The organism is Bacteroides sp. 41_26 (assembly GCF_949740115.1).
GTDB classification, from domain to species: Bacteria; Bacteroidota; Bacteroidia; order Bacteroidales; family Bacteroidaceae; genus Bacteroides; species Bacteroides nordii.
Genome location: NZ_CATJGZ010000058.1, coordinates 55,776 through 72,770, shown reverse-complemented (window position 1 = coordinate 72,770; position 16,995 = coordinate 55,776). Strand labels below are relative to the sequence as shown.

General features: G+C 42.3%; 14 protein-coding genes. 8 read left to right on the top strand and 6 right to left on the bottom strand.

The annotated features are described in order from the left end of the window. Window positions 1-2: 2 nt before the first annotated feature. Genes QX565_RS05820 through recR form a run of 3 tightly spaced genes read right to left on the bottom strand, consistent with a single transcriptional unit; the run spans window position 3 to window position 2,558 of the window. Window positions 3-1,442, bottom strand: coding sequence for a B12-binding domain-containing radical SAM protein (locus QX565_RS05820; RefSeq protein ID WP_289291824.1), 1,440 nt, complete (start codon window positions 1,440-1,442; stop codon window positions 3-5). Window positions 1,443-1,462: 20 nt separating this feature from the next. Beyond that, window positions 1,463-1,921 (bottom strand): hypothetical protein, encoded by a 459-nt coding sequence (locus tag QX565_RS05815; protein ID WP_289291823.1) that lies wholly within the window; start codon window positions 1,919-1,921, stop codon window positions 1,463-1,465. A gap of 19 nt (window positions 1,922-1,940) precedes the next feature. Beyond that, the gene (gene recR, locus QX565_RS05810; protein ID WP_251236019.1) at window positions 1,941-2,558 is read right to left on the bottom strand and encodes a recombination mediator RecR; all 618 of its coding nucleotides are present in this window, start codon (window positions 2,556-2,558) and stop codon (window positions 1,941-1,943) included. Between the two features lie 105 nt (window positions 2,559-2,663). On the opposite strand from recR, the gene QX565_RS05805 reads away from it, so the two are divergent. From QX565_RS05805 to QX565_RS05795, 3 genes are read left to right on the top strand one after another with little or no spacing between them, the layout of a single operon-like run. After that, window positions 2,664-4,139 carry a sodium:solute symporter gene (locus tag QX565_RS05805; RefSeq protein ID WP_289291820.1) on the top strand — a complete coding sequence of 492 codons (1,476 nt, stop codon included), beginning with the start codon at window positions 2,664-2,666 and terminating at the stop codon, window positions 4,137-4,139. Beyond that, window positions 4,120-4,725, top strand: coding sequence for a ribosome biogenesis GTP-binding protein YihA/YsxC (yihA, locus tag QX565_RS05800; protein ID WP_221649990.1), 606 nt, complete (start codon window positions 4,120-4,122; stop codon window positions 4,723-4,725). The genes QX565_RS05805 and yihA overlap by 20 nt, the downstream gene beginning before the upstream one ends. A 10-nt stretch (window positions 4,726-4,735) precedes the next feature. Beyond that, window positions 4,736-5,332 (top strand): DUF4923 family protein, encoded by a 597-nt coding sequence (locus QX565_RS05795; RefSeq protein WP_289291819.1) that lies wholly within the window; start codon window positions 4,736-4,738, stop codon window positions 5,330-5,332. 182 nt (window positions 5,333-5,514) lie between these two features. Here QX565_RS05795 and QX565_RS05790 read toward each other — a convergent pair whose 3' ends face one another. Then, complete coding sequence (locus QX565_RS05790; protein WP_221649992.1) at window positions 5,515-6,648, bottom strand: aldose epimerase family protein; 1,134 nt, start codon at window positions 6,646-6,648, stop codon at window positions 5,515-5,517. 105 nt (window positions 6,649-6,753) lie between these two features. Here QX565_RS05790 and QX565_RS05785 point away from each other — a divergent pair, with 105 nt between their 5' ends. From QX565_RS05785 to QX565_RS05765, 5 genes are all read left to right on the top strand, one after another. Further along, window positions 6,754-7,146: a DUF1573 domain-containing protein gene (locus QX565_RS05785; protein WP_221649993.1), complete on the top strand. Its 393-nt coding sequence runs from the start codon at window positions 6,754-6,756 to the stop codon at window positions 7,144-7,146. Between the two features lie 115 nt (window positions 7,147-7,261). After that, complete coding sequence (locus QX565_RS05780; protein ID WP_221649994.1) at window positions 7,262-9,250, top strand: OPT family oligopeptide transporter; 1,989 nt, start codon at window positions 7,262-7,264, stop codon at window positions 9,248-9,250. A 33-nt stretch (window positions 9,251-9,283) separates the two neighbouring features. Further along, window positions 9,284-12,511 (top strand): glycoside hydrolase family 2 TIM barrel-domain containing protein, encoded by a 3,228-nt coding sequence (locus QX565_RS05775; protein ID WP_289291816.1) that lies wholly within the window; start codon window positions 9,284-9,286, stop codon window positions 12,509-12,511. A gap of 2 nt (window positions 12,512-12,513) precedes the next feature. Beyond that, on the top strand, window positions 12,514-13,293 hold the full coding sequence (locus tag QX565_RS05770) for an N-acetylmuramoyl-L-alanine amidase-like domain-containing protein (protein WP_221649996.1): 780 nt from the start codon (window positions 12,514-12,516) through the stop codon (window positions 13,291-13,293). Between the two features lie 8 nt (window positions 13,294-13,301). Then, window positions 13,302-13,997: an SGNH/GDSL hydrolase family protein gene (locus QX565_RS05765; RefSeq protein WP_289291914.1), complete on the top strand. Its 696-nt coding sequence runs from the start codon at window positions 13,302-13,304 to the stop codon at window positions 13,995-13,997. A gap of 5 nt (window positions 13,998-14,002) precedes the next feature. On the opposite strand, the gene lipB is transcribed toward QX565_RS05765, so the two are convergent. Both lipB and QX565_RS05755 read right to left on the bottom strand, forming a co-directional pair. Next, the gene (gene lipB / locus QX565_RS05760; protein WP_221649997.1) at window positions 14,003-14,668 is read right to left on the bottom strand and encodes a lipoyl(octanoyl) transferase LipB; all 666 of its coding nucleotides are present in this window, start codon (window positions 14,666-14,668) and stop codon (window positions 14,003-14,005) included. 104 nt (window positions 14,669-14,772) lie between these two features. Then, window positions 14,773-16,989, bottom strand: a complete 2,217-nt coding sequence (locus QX565_RS05755) for a heavy metal translocating P-type ATPase (protein ID WP_221649998.1) — start codon at window positions 16,987-16,989, stop codon at window positions 14,773-14,775. Window positions 16,990-16,995: the final 6 nt, after the last annotated feature.

Here is a 16,995-nt window from a genome sequence, read left to right as displayed (position 1 = left end):
TTTTAACCGAACAATTTGATTTTCAAAGCCTTCAATGCATGAGTAAATTCACTCAAACTAGAGAACCGTTTCAACTGCGTTATGACAAAATGCGGAGAAAGGAAATAACTGACATTATTATAGAACAAGATACGTTCCATATCCTTTGACGACAGTGAAGGATATCTCAATATCGATTCACGTTGTACGTCAGTAGGAACGTATTCTTTGGTTTCCAACCAACCGTTTTCTTTGGCCATAGCATAAAACTCCGTACCTGGGAAAGGAGAAACAATGTTGAACATCACCTGATCTACCTTCAGAGCCTTTGCTTCACGCAGAGTATGCCGCAATGTCTCTTTTGTTTCCAACGGACTGCTTCCAATAAGGATATTCAATTTCACAGGTACATGATATTGTTTCAACCAACCTATAGCCGTATAAATCTGCTTGCTGGTAATTCCCTTCTTTATAAATGCCAGAATTTCATCATTGAATGATTCGACGCCTAAATCTACATAACGACAACCAGATTCTCCAAGCATCCGTGCAATTTCTTCCGTTATAGCATCCACGCGCGCCTGACATCCCCATACAATACCATATTTCTTCATAATACGGCAAATATCCCCCATACGTTTTTCATTCCAAATGAAATTATCATCCATGAAACCTATCGCCTTATACCCCTCTTTACTTATTTGTTCTACTTCTGCCTCGATACTTTCAATAGAACGGAAGGAGATAAATGGCTTTTTGCCATGCTCTTTCTGATATTCTATTTCACGGGCAAAAGTGAGTGAACTAGGGACGCAATAAATGCAATGGAACGGACAATTCCGGGAAGTTACCATCGTCGTATAAGGTCCTATTTTTAATTTGGGATTAAAGTATCTTCTATCCTGTATAAAATGGCGTGCCGGGAAAGGTAAATCATCCAGTTCTTTCATCAAAGGACGGGAAGGATTGTGCTTCACTTTCTCTTCTTTCAAATAAGAGATGCCTATGATAGATGTCCAGTCAGCACCATCAGCTATTGCTTTGGTTAATTCCAAAACAGTTAGTTCCGGCTCTCCACGCACAACTATCTCTTTGTCACTCAGCAAACATTTGGAAGTGAAATAAGTAGGACCCGGTCCCATAAATATAACATAGGCTTTCGGATTATTCTTTCGAATCAGTTCCAATGCCAATAAATCATTTTCAATGGAGAGATTAACAGCCCAAATATAATATATATCACTAGTATCGTTTTTCAGAAAATCGGAGAAGATCTCACGAGACTCACGTTTGTAGACAAAATCACGATAATGGATATCATCAAAGCCTTCTTTTTCAAGTAAAGCGACAACAGTCAGTTCATAAATATTAGGTGCAAGATAAACCACACGGGTACAACCGGCAGTACGTTCAGCCGGATTCTTATTGTCAAGTACAGGAGGTATTAAAAAAGTAAGTTTCATGCTCTCATCTTTCTTTGATTTTAAATAGAATCTCCCTTATTTATATGTAGTTCTTCACGTAAACGCTTCTCACCAGGAATGCAAAATAAGGAAGCTGTTAAAGTTATTAACGCGCAAAGCAGTCCTGTATTGCTTAAAGTCAGATAATATGTAAAAATATTAATGATAACCGCAACCTCCAAAATTAACAAACGTACACTACTCCATCTGAAATACAGGCGCAAAGCTTCCGGAAAAGAGACTACATCTATTTTCTTAGTCAGAACCCATGAAAATAATTTTAATGCCAAGGGTACACAAGTTGCAGCCAACAGTATTCCGATTGTTTCTGCCAGATAGGAAGCTCCGAAATTATCAGCATAAAGCCCCACCCACTCATGATCACATTCACCCAGTAAAACGACTATCAAAGGAAGCCCCCAGAAAAGGGTATATTCTATTTTTAAATTCAAAAGAGTTTTTCGTATTAGTTCTTCCATAATTCAATTTCATTTTTTCCTATACAGTTCCTGTAAATACCGTCCGGTTAACAATGCTTCGTCCCAGTGTCACTTCATCAGTATACTCCAACTCATCACCTATAGAAACACCACGGGCAAGTACACTCAACTTAACACCCATTCTTTCGAGCTTACGGTAGATATAAAAATTGGTCGTATCTCCTTCCATGGTAGTGCTCAAGGCAAGTATAACTTCTTTTATTCCACCGTCTGCCACACGTTGCACAAGGCTATCTATCTGAAGATCACTGGGTCCTACTCCATCCATAGGTGAGATAACACCTCCCAGCACATGATATAATCCACGGAATTGCTGAGTTCCCTCTACCGCCATTACATCCCGGATATTCTCTACCACACAGATTGTTGAAGCATCACGGGCGGGATTGGCGCAAATCTGGCAGGTATCTGTATCGGATATATTATGACATACATGGCAATACTTCACCTCGCGTTTCAGTGTGATGATTGAGTTTCCAAAAGCTTCAACGGTAGCGTTGTCCTGCCGCAGCAGGTGAAGCACCAGTCTCATAGCAGTCTTTCGTCCTATTCCGGGAAGTTTGGAGAACTCTCCGACTGCCTTTTCAAGCAGTACAGAAGGATATTGTTGGTTCATATATTTCTAACTGAATCTATTATTCAGTGCAAAGATACTTATTATTTGCAGATAGAAAAAACCCGTCACGTGAATTGCAAAATAAATCGTACCTTTGCGCCCGTTATGAGAATACTTGTCACTATTATATGCTACTTTGCAGTACTGCTACTGATAGCCCGCCTTACCGGAAGGGGAAAAAGAAGCGGTTCGGATGCCGCATTCTTCCGGGGAGAGAATCGGTCACCATGGTATATCGTCTCTTTCGGGATGATCGGTGCCAGCATATCGGGAGTGACCTTTGTATCTGTACCTGGTATGGTGCGAAGTATGGACATGACGTATATGCAAACAGTTTTCGGCTTTTTCTTCGGTTATCTGGTGGTAGCACACGTGTTACTTCCCTTATATTACCGGCTCAATCTGACAAGTATCTACAGTTATCTCGGCACACGAATCGGACCACGAACTTACCGTACAGGTTCTTTCTTTTTCTTACTGTCCCGTATGCTGGGTACAGCTGCCAAAATGTATCTGGTTTGCCTCATTCTTCATACATATGTATTCGGTAGCATGGATATACCCTTTTGGATGATTGCTGCCGGTTCAGTGGCACTGGTTTGGATATATACGCATAAAAGTGGTATAAAAACAATTGTCTGGACAGACACTTTACAAACCTTCTGTCTGATAGCAGCATTAATCTGCATCATCTATATTACCATACAAAAGTTGGATTTAGGAGAAAACAGCATAATACAGCTTATCAGTAATAACCCACATAGCCGTATATTCGTATTTGATGACTGGATGTCACGACAGAATTTTTTCAAGCAATTCCTGAGTGGCATTTTCATTGTAATTGTGATGACAGGGTTGGATCAAGACATGATGCAGAAAAATCTTTCCTGTAAAAACCTGCGCGAGGCACAAAAGAATATGTATTGTTACGGGTTCTCTTTTATCCCGCTGAATCTCCTGTTTCTTTGTTTAGGGATACTTCTGTTGATATTGGCAGGACAAATGAGCCTTATCCTCCCGGAAGTGAATGACGATATACTTCCGATGTTTACCACACAAGGATATCTGGGGCAAACAGTACTTATACTCTTTACAATCGGTATCATTGCAGCGGCATTCAGTAATTCCGATTCCGCACTGACTGCAATGACTACCAGTGTATGTGTAGACCTTCTTGACACCAATAAAGATACAGAAGAAGTAGCTCGGCAACAACGTGGGAGAGTACACATCATATTATCTGTGATACTCATTTTCTTCATCTGCCTGGTAGAAGCACTCAACAATAAAAGTGTAATCGATGCTATCTATATCATCGCTTCCTATACGTATGGCCCGTTATTGGGTATGTTTGCTTTCGGACTATTTACACGCAGAACCACCCGAGATCGGTGGGTGCCGTTTATAGCAGTAGCTTCTCCATTGATATGCTATGCTCTCGATTGTTTCGCAATGCAGAGGTATGGATATAAGTTCGGGTATGAGTTGCTAATGTTGAACGGAATACTTACTTTTGCAGGGATGTACGCTTTATCTTCAAATGAAATAATTAATAAAGAATATGGAAATATCAAACGCTGAATTTATCATTAGTAATACGGACGTAAAGAAATGTCCGGCCGGGCGCCTTCCTGAGTATGCTTTCATCGGACGCTCCAATGTGGGTAAATCCAGCCTTATTAATATGCTGACTGGCCGGAAGGGGCTGGCTATGACATCGGCTACTCCCGGAAAAACAATGCTTATCAATCACTTCCTAATCAATGATAGCTGGTACATCGTCGATCTTCCGGGTTACGGTTATGCTCGTCGCGGAATGAAAGGTCAGGAACAGATTCGTACCATCATCGAAGACTATATCCTGGAACGTGAACAGATGACAAATCTCTTTCTGCTGATAGACTCCCGTCTGGAACCACAGAAAATAGATATGGAATTTATGGAATGGTTGGGCGAAAACGGAATACCATTTTCCATTATATTTACCAAAGCAGATAAATTGAAAGGTGGACGCTTAAAGATGAATATCAACGCATACATACGCGAACTTCGCAAACAGTGGGAAGAACTTCCCCCCTATTTTGTATCCTCTTCGGAAGACCGGATGGGACGCACGGAAATATTGGATTATATAGAAAGTATCAATAAAGAAGTTAATTCAAAATAGACAAAGTAGAATGAAAAAGTATGTTTTATCGCTGACAGTCGTGTCAGCTTTATTGCTTGTTACAACGAATGTACAAGCACAATCATGGAAAGATTTATTTAACAAAGACAACATTGAAAAAGTCGTAAATGCCGTAACTGGTAATCAAACGATAGATATGACTGGAACCTGGATATATAGTGGTTCGGCTATTGAATTCGAATCAGATAACCTATTACAGAAGGCAGGTGGTGCAGCAGCGGCGTCCATTGCAGAAAAGAAATTGGACGAACAGTTGGCAAAAGTCGGTATCAAAGACGGACAGGTCAGCTTTACTTTCAATGCGGACAGTACTTTTACAAGTACAGTAGGAAAACGTACCATGACCGGAACTTATTCATATGATGCGACAGACAAAGTTGTACATCTAAGATACTTCAAGTTGCTGAATATGAATGCAAAGGTAAACTGTACAAGTACTAATATGGACCTGCTGTTCAACTCTGACAAACTACTGAAACTGATTGCATTTATATCAAGTAAAAGTAGTAGTACAACTCTTAAAACAATCAGTTCACTGGCAGACAGCTATGACGGAATGATGTTGGGGTTTGCATTGAAGAAATAAACCATTGACAAACAGAAAAAGTGTCAATGGGATTTACAGAAAGTGCCGATTGCATTTGGTTAATATGCAACCGGCACTTTTTTATTAGCCAAAATTCATGGAAAGTTATGTTTCCCGCACGGGGAAGTGCATCAGGCGATAGTTGGTGAATGGAAACACAGGACGAACGTAGACTTTTACTCTTAATCTACTACTCCGAAACGATACACACAATGACTGTAATATTTTTCTCCGGGACGAAGTACTGTGGACGGGAATTGTGGCTTATTAGGACTATCCGTAAAATGTTGCGTCTCCAGACAAACGGCCGTACGCTTCTGATAAGCAATCCCCTTCTTTCCTACCATTGCACCACGCAATCCGTTTGCCGTATATACCTGCAATCCAGGTTCTGTAGTATAAACCTCCATACTACGTCCGCTTTTTGCATCTACCAGACGAGCCGCCAGCTTCGTATCATCTCCGTTCGTATTCAGCACCCAATTATGATCATATCCTTTCACTATATTCAGTTGCATTACATTTTCATTAATACGCTCACCAATTAAATGAGGAGTGGTAAAATCAAAAGGTGTTCCCGCTACCGGCAAGATCTCTCCCGTAACACATTTCAACGAATCATAAGGAGTATACATATCCGCATTGATATAAAGAGACTGGTCTTCAACTGTCGTATCGAAATCACCGGAGATATTAAAGAAAGAGTGATGTGACAGATTAATAACAGTAGGTTTATCTGTTTCCGCTTCGTAATGAATATCCAGTTCATTGTCATTGGTCACCACAAAAATAACATGTACCTGCAAATTACCGGGAAATCCATTCTCCCCATCCGGAGAAAACAAACTTAATTTCAGTGCATTTTCATCCAGCTGTTCTGCCTGCCATATTTTAGAAGCAAAGCCCGGATCTCCTCCGTGAGCGCAATGTTCTCCGGTATTAGGAACAAGATGATATGTAATAGAATCCAACGTAAAAGTAGAATACATGATTCTACCGATATATCGTCCGATGGTAGCACCAAAGTTCTGTTTTTTAGCGAGATACTCAGCAATAGTAGGATATCCACATACGATGTCCTCCATTTTTCCATTACGGTCCGGTACCATTAACGAAACTACCCTCCCACCATAGTTTGTAATGCAAACCTCCATTCCATTCTGATTTTTAAGCACATACAAATTTGTCAGTTGTCCGTCTACTTCCGTCTGAAAGTCCCGTACATCCAAACCGGAAAGTGTCATCTCTTTTTCTTTTCCACAAGATGCACACAGCAATAAAATAAAAGCTATAAAAATGATACTTCTACTATTCATAAGCTATTGTTCGTCTTTTTTTAATACTATTTCGCAAAGATACGGCATTATTTTTAAAAAAAAGCTCTACCTTTGTCATTCATAAACCATAAAAAGGAAATGAATATGAAAAAAATAGCATTATTCGTTGCAATGTTGGTAATGGGAATCAGTTATGCATCTGCTCAAACTGCCGACATTAAGTTTGACAAAACCACTCATGATTTCGGAACATTCTCAGAAAACAATCCGGTTGTATCTTGTGTATTTACTTTCACCAATATCGGCGATGCTCCTTTGGTTATTCATCAAGCTGTAGCATCTTGCGGATGTACAGTGCCCGACTATACAAAAGAACCGATTCTTCCAGGAAAAACAGGAACAATCAAGGTGACATACAACGGAACGGGTAAATACCCCGGACACTTCAAGAAGTCAATTACTCTTCGCACAAATGCAAAAACAGAAATGATGCGTTTGTACATTGAAGGTAATATGACAGCAAAAGATGCTAAATGAGAAAAAATAGACAACAACAGTAAGGAGAATCTTTCGATTCTCCTTTTTTTTTGCTTTCTTTGATGCATATTTACAGAATACATAATTAAACACATTAAATATTTATATAGAAACTATGAAACAAGAAGAAGACAAATTCACCGGCTTGCCCGAGAATGCGTTTAGAGAATTAAAACCGGGCGAAGTATACAACCCTCTGATGAGTCCCGGTAAAAATTATCCGGAAGTAAACTTCTGGTCAGTCACTTGGGGTATCACCATGGCCATCCTTTTTTCGGCAGCCGCTGCCTACCTGGGGCTGAAAGTAGGTCAGGTATTCGAAGCTGCCATTCCTATTGCTATCATTGCGGTAGGTGTTTCCGGCGCGGCAAAACGCAAAAATGCATTAGGAGAAAATGTGATTATCCAGTCTATCGGTGCTTGTTCGGGTGTTATCGTAGCCGGAGCCATCTTTACACTCCCCGCTTTGTACATTCTGCAAGTTAAATATCCGGAGATGACGGTTACCTTCATGCAGGTATTCATCAGTTCGCTGTTGGGTGGTGTATTGGGCATTTTGTTTCTTATCCCTTTCCGTAAATATTTTGTTAGTGATATGCATGGCAAATACCCCTTCCCAGAGGCTACAGCAACCACACAGGTACTCATATCCGGTGAAAAAGGAGGCAGCCAAGCCAAACCATTATTGATGGCAGGTATGATCGGTGGTTTGTACGACTTCATTGTAGCTACTTTCGGCTGGTGGAATGAAAACTTTACCACCCGTGTATGCAGTGTCGGTGAAATGCTGGCAGAGAAAGCCAAATTGGTATTCAAAGTAAATACAGGTGCTGCCGTATTAGGTCTGGGATACATCGTCGGATTAAAATATGCATCTATCATTTGTGCCGGTTCACTGGTAGTATGGTGGGTTATTGTACCAGGTATATCAATGTTTTGGGGAGATAGCGTGCTGAATGCATGGAACCCGGAAATCACTAACACCGTAAGTATGATGACTCCCGAAGAGATATTCAAATACTACGCAAAAAGTATCGGTATCGGTGGTATTGCTATGGCTGGCGTTATCGGTATTATCAAATCATGGAGCATTATCAGAAGTGCTGTCGGGTTGGCTGCCAAAGAGATGGGCGGCAAAGGGAATGTTGAGAAAAACATTATTCGTACACAGCGTGACCTTTCTATGAAGATTATCGCTATCGGCTCTATCATCACACTGATTCTTATTTTCCTGTTCTTCTACTTTGACGTGATGCAGGGTAATCTGGTACATACAATAGTGGCTATCGTACTGGTGGCAGGTATCTCTTTCCTGTTTACTACAGTGGCCGCCAATGCAATCGCAATTGTTGGTACCAACCCTGTTTCGGGTATGACACTGATGACGCTTATTCTGGCTTCTGTTGTAATGGTAGCTGTAGGATTGAAAGGTCCTTCGGGTATGGTAGCTGCGTTGGTGATGGGTGGTGTAGTATGTACAGCCTTGTCCATGGCAGGTGGTTTCATTACCGACCTGAAAATTGGTTACTGGCTGGGAAGTACTCCTGCCAAACAGGAGGCATGGAAATTCTTAGGAACAATTGTTTCGGCTGCTACGGTAGGCGGAGTCATGATTATCCTGAATAAAACATATGGTTTCACAAGCGGAGCGCTGGCTGCACCACAGGCAAATGCTATGGCAGCCGTTATCGAACCACTGATGAGTGGTGTAGGTGCACCCTGGTTGCTTTACGGCATCGGTGCGGTATTAGCTATCATTCTGACACTCTGTAAGATTCCTGCTCTTGCTTTTGCATTGGGTATGTTTATCCCGTTGGAGCTGAATGTGCCTTTGGTAGTAGGTGGAGCCATTAACTGGTATGTGACCAGCCGCAGCAAAGACACTTCACTGAACACTGAACGTGGCGAAAAAGGTACGTTACTTGCTTCCGGTTTCATTGCCGGTGGTGCATTAATGGGTGTTGTAAGTGCAGCGATGCGTTTTGGTGGTATCAATTTAGTGAATGATGCCTGGCTGAATAATACCTGGTCGCAGGTACTCGCTCTAGGTGCTTATGCCCTGTTGATTCTTTATTTTATCAAAGCTTCGATAAAAGTGAAGTAATATTTCTCAAGTAACGATATAAAAACTATTTTCATGAAAAACCTATTAATGGTTGCATGTTTCGTAATCCTCCCCCTGAGCTCCACAGCCCAGGGGGATCGTTACAAGCAGATAACCGACCCCAAACTAACCAGTATCAACCGTGAAACTCCCCGCAGTACTTTCACATCGTACACCAACGAAAAAGATGCAACCGTAAACAACCGCAAAGATGGTACTTTCCGCCTCTCGCTGAATGGTAAATGGAAATTCAACTATGTAGACAGCTTTTCCACCCGCCCTACAGACTTTATGCTTCCTGAGAAAAATGTAAGCGACTGGGCAGATATTGAAGTTCCCGGCAACTGGGAACGACAGGGTTTCGGGATTCCGATCTACGTAAATACCACTTATGAGTTTTGTTCACCGGGCTATGCTCCCTACTGGAATAAACCCAATCCTCCGTATGTACCGGAAGAATGGAACCCGACAGGTACCTATCGCCGTGACTTTAACCTCCCTGCCAACTGGAATGGAAAAGAAATATTCCTCAGTGCCGACGGAACCAAAGGTGCAGCATTCTACTACCTGAACGGAGTATTCATTGGAATGAATAAAGATGCAAAAACTCCTGCCCGGTTCAACATCACGAAGCAGGTGAAACCTGGTAAGAATGTGCTTGCCGTACAAATTCACCGCTTTTCGGATGCCAACTATCTGGAGTGCCAGGACTTCTGGCGATTGAGTGGCTTTGAGAGAGATGTCTATCTCTATGCACAACCCCAGCTCCGTATTGCAGACTTTAAAGTGGAAAGCCCGTTGGATGCTGACTACAAAAACGGTATCCTGAAATTCAAAATTAAAATAGCCAATAGTGGCAAGCCGGTTTATCCTTCATATGTTATCTCTTACAAACTTCTTGATAAAGACGGACAACAGGTAGCTACTTCAGACTATGCTGTAAAGGCAATGCCTGCTCCGGGCATCTCTCAAAGCCTGAACGAATTTATTTTTGATGACAATATCATCAAAACCCCCAAACAATGGACAGCTGAAACTCCCTACCTGTACACCCTTGTTATCAGCCTGAAGAAACCCGAAGGTGGTAAGGTAATGGAAGCAACCAGTGTGAAAGTAGGTTTCCGTACCGTGGAAATGAAAAATAATCAGCTTTGCGTCAATGGTAAACCAATTCTCGTAAAAGGTGTAAATGTACACGAACACGATGAACACACCGGACATTACGTCACTGAAGAGCTGATGTTGAAAGACTTCGAACTCTGGAAGAAGTACAACGTAAACACCGTCCGTACCTGCCACTATCCACAACAAGAACGTTTTTACGAACTATGTGATGAATATGGAATCTATGTGATTGATGAAGCCAATATCGAATCTCACGGAATGGGATATAATCGCGAAGTAGGTGGTACTTTGGCCAACAACCGTCTATTCATGGATGCACACGTATACCGTACCATCAACATGTACGAACGTGATAAAAACCATCCTTCGGTGATTGTGTGGTCATTGGGAAATGAGGCCGGAAACGGTGTTAACTTCTACAAGACTTATAGTGCACTGAAAGAACTCGATAGTCGTCCGGTACAATACGAACAGGCACACCTGGAATGGAATTCGGATATCTACTGTCCGATGTACACACGGCCTGCCGACATCGAGAAATACGCAAAGGATCCGAAACATACCCGCCCGCTCATTTTGTGTGAATACGCACATGCTATGGGAAACAGTCTGGGTAATTTCCAAGAATACTGGGACATCATTGAGAAATATCCGCTCTTACAAGGTGGTTGCATTTGGGATTGGGTAGATCAAGGCTTTGCAGAGAAAACTGCCAACGGACGTAAATACTGGACCTATGGTGGTGATTACGGTGCCTTTGGTACTCCTTCCGACGGAGATTTCTGTATCAATGGCGTTGTTTATCCGGACCGGACTGTGAAACCGCATACTACGGAAATGGGTAAAGTGTATCAGAATATCAAGTTTATCAACTTCAACAAAGACAAGAGAACAGTCGATTTACGCAATGATTTCAGCTTTACCAATCTGAATAAATACGATTATCACTACATTATTCGCGATCACGGAAATGAGATATATACAGATAAATTCCAGGTCAGTGGAGCGCCGGGCGAGACGGTAACCGTACAATTGAAAGGTATCCCGCAGACACAAACCAATACCGGCGATGTACGCATCGAATTTTATGCTACCGTCCGCACTCCGGAACCATTCCTTCCGGCAGGTACAGTAATAGCCCGTGAACAGAACTACATCTATACTTTCCACAAAGACAAAGTGGCTCAGCAAGAAGCTGCACCCATGAAGGAAACAGATACACAGGTTATCTATTCAGGAAAGAACTTCAAGGCTGTTTTCAATAAGAAGAGTGGACTGCTCGTCTCTTACCAGTACAACGGAGCAGAGTACATTCTCAACGGACAAGGATTACATCCTAACTTCTGGCGTGCACCGATTGACAATGATTATGGTGCAGGATTGCCACGCAAACTGGGAGTATGGAAAGAAGTAAGTTATCAGGATATAACGGCTGCCTCTTTCAATGCCTGTAACGGAGAAGTGACCTGTACTTACCAATTCCCGCAAACTGACGCAACTTGGGATATTATTTACAAAATTTACACAAACGGAGTAATAAAGGTAGATAACCGCTTTGTGGCAGCCAATGAAAAGACTCCGATGATTCCACGTATCGGCCTGCGTATGCAAATGCCGGAAACATTCACCACACTTACTTACTACGGACGCGGACCAGAAGAAAACTATCGCGACCGCCGTACCTCACAGTTCTTTGGTGAATACTCCACTCCTATCAAAAAGATGTACGAACCCTACATTCGCCCACAGGAAAACAATCACCGCACAGATATTTACTGGTGTGCACTTACCAATAAATCCGGTGCAGGATTGCTCCTTGTAGCCGACCGTACTTTCGAAATGAACGCCTCAAACTATCCACTCGAAACCCTTGATAGCGGAGACGATCTGCACAACGCTGCCCCGCGCACAGCCGAAACCAACCACCGTCATCTCACTGATCCGAAACCGGAAAAGATGGTAGATCTCTTTATTGATTACCGCATGATGGGTGTCGGTGGTGATAATAGCTGGGGAGCACTTGCACACGAGCCTTATCTGATTCGTACCGGTGTACAGAATGTTGTTGAATATGGCTTTACACTGGTTCCTTTCGGTCGTAAAACCGATTTCAGAAACTTAATTTATCAATATTAATAATGAAAACAATCAGTTCATTTTTACTGGCCACCTGTTTATTGGGTGGCCCGGTTGCAGCGCAACAGGAAACCAATCTTATGCTAACCAATGCCCAGACATTCATCGATACTCCATACTCTGCCCACACGCTGGAAATGGATGACGAAGAAGATCTTATTATCAATTGCGACGAAGTAGACTGCACCACTCTTGTAGAATATGTGCTTGCCATGTCTCTCTGCCCCACCCAGGATAAAGATATGCGTGAAGGTGATTTCGCAGAGAACCTGCAACGTATCCGGTATCGCGGCGGAAAGATTGACGGATACACTTCACGTTTGCACTACATTGCCGACTGGATAAACAACGGAGTACGCGAAGGAATCATGGAAGATGTAACCGCTGCCAATAGCCCATATACACAGAAATTATCTCTCTCGTACATGTCTACTCATCCGCAACAGTATAAACAACTTGCTAATTCCCCGGCCAATGTCAGTAAAATGGCAGGTTATGAAAAAGCGTTGACAGGACACGAAGTTCATTGGTTACCCAAAGATGCATTACCCGTAACGGGACTTCCCTGGATTAAAAACGGAGACATCATCGCCATTACTACAAACACCCCGGGACTGGATGTGGCTCATATGGGAATTGCCATTTATATAAAAGGTAATCTATGTCTGCTTCATGCCTCTTCTTCAAAAGGAAAAGTATTAGTAGAAAAACTTGCACTGAGTCGCCTGCTCGACCGTAACAACAGTTGGACAGGAATACGCGTAATCAGAATGAAAAAATAAAAACAATGATGAAAACGACAAAGAAAATGAAAACAATTTATCTTTTACTTATCAGCCTGTTCCTTATGAGTGGCAACATTGTCGCACAGGATTGGGCTAACTTAAAACAGTTCCAGAAAGACAACGCAGCACTGGGTGCTCCTGCAAAAGGAGAAAAACGCGTCGTATTTATGGGTAATTCCATTACAATCGGATGGCTTCACAACTGCCCGGAGTTTTTCAAAGACCGCCCTTATATCAATCGTGGTATTAGCGGACAGACTACTCCGCAGATGTTGATTCGCTTCCGTCAGGATGTGATTGCCTTACAGCCGAAGGTAGTAGTGATACTTGCCGGAACAAATGATATAGCAGGAAATACAGGCCCTTCTACCCTTGAAATGATAGAAGATAATCTGGCATCTATGGCCCAGCTTGCCAAAGCGAATGGCATTAAAGTAATCCTCTGCTCTGTACTTCCCGCTTTTGATTATCCCTGGCGTCCGGGTATGGAACCTAATGTGAAGATTCCTGAACTGAACAAATGGATTAAAGCTTATGCAGAAAAGAATAAATTTATCTATCTGGATTACTTCTCCGCAATGGCTAATGAGAGAAATGGATTACCTGCTGATTTGTCAAAAGATGGCGTACATCCCAATAAGAAAGGATATGAAATCATGCAGCCAATGGTTGAAAAGGCTATCGCTAAAGCTCTGAAATAACGAATTCAAGATCGCGTAAGCAGGCTCTTTATTTCAAGTTCAAGGCGTTGCTTCACTTCGGACATCGGGATCTCAAATCCCAGTTCCTGACGCAGTGAAGTAACGCCTTTATCTATAAACCCACAGGGATGTATATAGCTGAAATAACGCAAATCGGTATTTACATTCAACGCCAGTCCATGCATTGTGACATAATGGCTACTCCTCACTCCTATCGCACAAATCTTACGGGCGCGGGAAGTATCTCCTTCCAACCACACTCCAGTTGCTTTCTCCAGCCTTCCGGCAGTGATGCCATAAGAAGCACAAACACGAATAACGGCTTCTTCCAGTAAATGTACGTATTCTTTCAATCCGAGATCAAACTCTTCAAGATTAAGAATAGGATAGCAAACCAACTGTCCCGGACCATGATAAGTTATATCTCCACCGCGATCAATATGGTAAAGTGTAGCACCAATCTTTTCTAACTGTGCTTCACTCAAAAGCATATTATTTTCTTTTCCGCTACGTCCCAAAGTATAAACAGGAGGATGTTCACACAGGATTATGCAGTTCTCATACTCTTCTCCGTTTTGTTTGGCCCGGACAAGGGTGTCAAAATATTCAGTCTGCCGTTGCCAGGCTTCGGCATACGGGATAAGATTCCAATCAATTACAATCGTTTTCATAAAGACAAAGATAAAAGAGAATTATGATTTATGAAGCATGAACTATATTAAAACTCCAATAAAGCAGTATAATAAATCACACTTCATAAATTATAACTCTAAAATCATTTCCTCCTTCCCAAACTCAATGAATTTAATACTACACTCACACTTGAGAATGCCATAGCAGCACTTGCAAGCATCGGATTCAGTAATAATCCATTCAATGGAAAGAGTATGCCGGCAGCAATAGGAATGCCTATGAGATTATAAATAAATGCCCAAAACAGATTCTGATGAATAAGTCTCACAGTCTGCCGGGATAAGTTAAATGCTTTCGGAAGCAACAGCAAATCAGAAGTCATCAGAGTAACCATAGCCACATCCATTGCAATATCCGTTCCCTTGCCCATGGCTATACTGACATCCGCCAGAGCCAGTGCCTGCGAATCATTAATTCCATCACCCACCATTGCTACAGTCTTTCCCTGTAATTGCAACTCACGGATAAAGTCCTCTTTGTCATCCGGCAAAGCATCTGCAATAAAACGGTCTATACCCAATTTCCCGGCTACCGCCAAAGCCGTACGTTGTCCGTCACCTGTCAGCATACAAATATCAATACCTTGGCGTCTCAGTTCCTTCACAGCTTCGGAAGAGGTAGATTTTATTGCATCTGTAACAGCAATAATAGCCAATAACTGATTCTCACGGCCAAAATAAATGATTCCGTTTCCTTCGGATTCATATTGCACAAGCATATCTGCCATTACATCCGTAACAATAGCATCGAAATCTTTAAGTAACTTGTGGCTACCTACCCAGAACAGATCGCCTTCATAAACCACCTTCACCCCTTTTCCTGTAATACTTTCAAAACTTTCAAGTGGTGCAGGAACAACCTTTTCCTCATCCTGCAGAGAGGTGACAATAGCCCCGGCAAGGGGATGTTCTGATTTCATTTCAGCAGCCAGAAGAACATTCTTGAAACACTCTTCCTGCGTTTGTGCCCATAACCACCCGCTTACGGTAGGATGCCCTTCTGTCAATGTCCCGGTTTTGTCAAGTACCACTACATCGACCTTGCGCATCTGCTCCAAAGCCACCGCATCTTTTATCAGAATGTGCTGACTGGCAGCTTTGCCAATACCTACCATAAGTGCGGTAGGTGTGGCAAGTCCCAAAGCACACGGACAGGCAATTACCAATACCGAAACTGCAGAAAGCATGGCGTATGAGAAGTATTCTGTTCCACCTATTACCAGCCAAAGCACAAAGGTAAGTATGGCAATACCAAGAACCACAGGAACGAAAATTCCCGTTACACGGTCAACGATACGCTGTACAGGTGCCTTGCTTCCCTGGGCCTCTTGTACCATGCGGATAATACGGGCCAGTACCGTCTCACTTCCTACCTGTGAAGCCTTTATTATAAAAGAACCTCGTTGATTGATTGTTCCGGCAAGCACCTTGTCGCCTTGTTTCTTTTCAACAGGAATCGGCTCGCCACTTATCATACTTTCGTCTACAAAAGATTCTCCTTCGGCAAGAATCCCATCCACAGGAATCTGTTCGCCGGGACGGACCACCACAAGATCACCTACCTGTAACTGGTCGATTAAAACTTCTTCTTCAATGCCATTACGCACGATACGCGCTACTTTGGGTTGTAATCCCATCAGTTTTTTGATAGCAGTTGAAGTATTACCTTTGGCACGTTCTTCCATTAACTTACCTGTCAATACAAAAGCGATGATAACAACGGAGGCCTCATAATAAACATGTGGCTCCAGTCCCCGGCTATACCAGAATTCGGGAAAGAAAGTATTAAATGCACTAAACAGAAATGCAATAGAGGTACTCAACGCTACTAAAGTATCCATATTGCTACGCCCCTGTTTGGCTTGCTTCCAGGCACCCGTATAGAATGAACCACCAAAAAGTATCATCACCGGAAGAGTGAGTAACAATTGCAGTTCATTTGAGTATGGTACATGCATAAAAACCATAGAAAGAAACAGCATAGGGACTGCAAATATCCAAGCTCCGATAACCTGCATCTTCAGCTTTCGGTAGTGTTGCTGTTGCGCCTCTTCCTTTCGTTCTTCTTTAAGATTACCCTCTTCTATTATAAGGTCATAACCACCGGACAATACAGCGGCACGAATTTCTCCGGGAGTCAGTTTGTCGGCTTCATATGAGACAGAGAGCGTATTGGTAGCAAGATTGACCGAAGCATCTACAATACCCGGCAACTTACGAACTGTCTTTTCAACATTATTAGCACATCCTGCACAGTGCATGTTCAGCACAGGAAACGCTTTCTTTGTAATAGTACTCATAATATT

Excerpts from the sequence above, each read along its gene's own strand:
- QX565_RS05765 (WP_289291914.1), top strand. The coding sequence starts at position 13,302 with ATGAAAACGACAAAGAAAATGAAAACAATTTATCTTTTACTTATCAGC.
- QX565_RS05785 (WP_221649993.1), top strand. The coding sequence starts at position 6,754 with ATGAAAAAAATAGCATTATTCGTTGCAATGTTGGTAATGGGAATCAGT.
- yihA (WP_221649990.1), top strand. The coding sequence starts at position 4,120 with ATGGAAATATCAAACGCTGAATTTATCATTAGTAATACGGACGTAAAG.
- recR (WP_251236019.1), bottom strand. The coding sequence starts at position 2,558 with ATGAACCAACAATATCCTTCTGTACTGCTTGAAAAGGCAGTCGGAGAG.
- QX565_RS05815 (WP_289291823.1), bottom strand. The coding sequence starts at position 1,921 with ATGGAAGAACTAATACGAAAAACTCTTTTGAATTTAAAAATAGAATAT.
- QX565_RS05790 (WP_221649992.1), bottom strand. The coding sequence starts at position 6,648 with ATGAATAGTAGAAGTATCATTTTTATAGCTTTTATTTTATTGCTGTGT.
- QX565_RS05805 (WP_289291820.1), top strand. The coding sequence starts at position 2,664 with ATGAGAATACTTGTCACTATTATATGCTACTTTGCAGTACTGCTACTG.
- QX565_RS05755 (WP_221649998.1), bottom strand. The coding sequence starts at position 16,989 with ATGAGTACTATTACAAAGAAAGCGTTTCCTGTGCTGAACATGCACTGT.
- QX565_RS05795 (WP_289291819.1), top strand. The coding sequence starts at position 4,736 with ATGAAAAAGTATGTTTTATCGCTGACAGTCGTGTCAGCTTTATTGCTT.
- QX565_RS05820 (WP_289291824.1), bottom strand. The coding sequence starts at position 1,442 with ATGAAACTTACTTTTTTAATACCTCCTGTACTTGACAATAAGAATCCG.
- QX565_RS05780 (WP_221649994.1), top strand. The coding sequence starts at position 7,262 with ATGAAACAAGAAGAAGACAAATTCACCGGCTTGCCCGAGAATGCGTTT.
- QX565_RS05775 (WP_289291816.1), top strand. The coding sequence starts at position 9,284 with ATGAAAAACCTATTAATGGTTGCATGTTTCGTAATCCTCCCCCTGAGC.
- QX565_RS05770 (WP_221649996.1), top strand. The coding sequence starts at position 12,514 with ATGAAAACAATCAGTTCATTTTTACTGGCCACCTGTTTATTGGGTGGC.
- lipB (WP_221649997.1), bottom strand. The coding sequence starts at position 14,668 with ATGAAAACGATTGTAATTGATTGGAATCTTATCCCGTATGCCGAAGCC.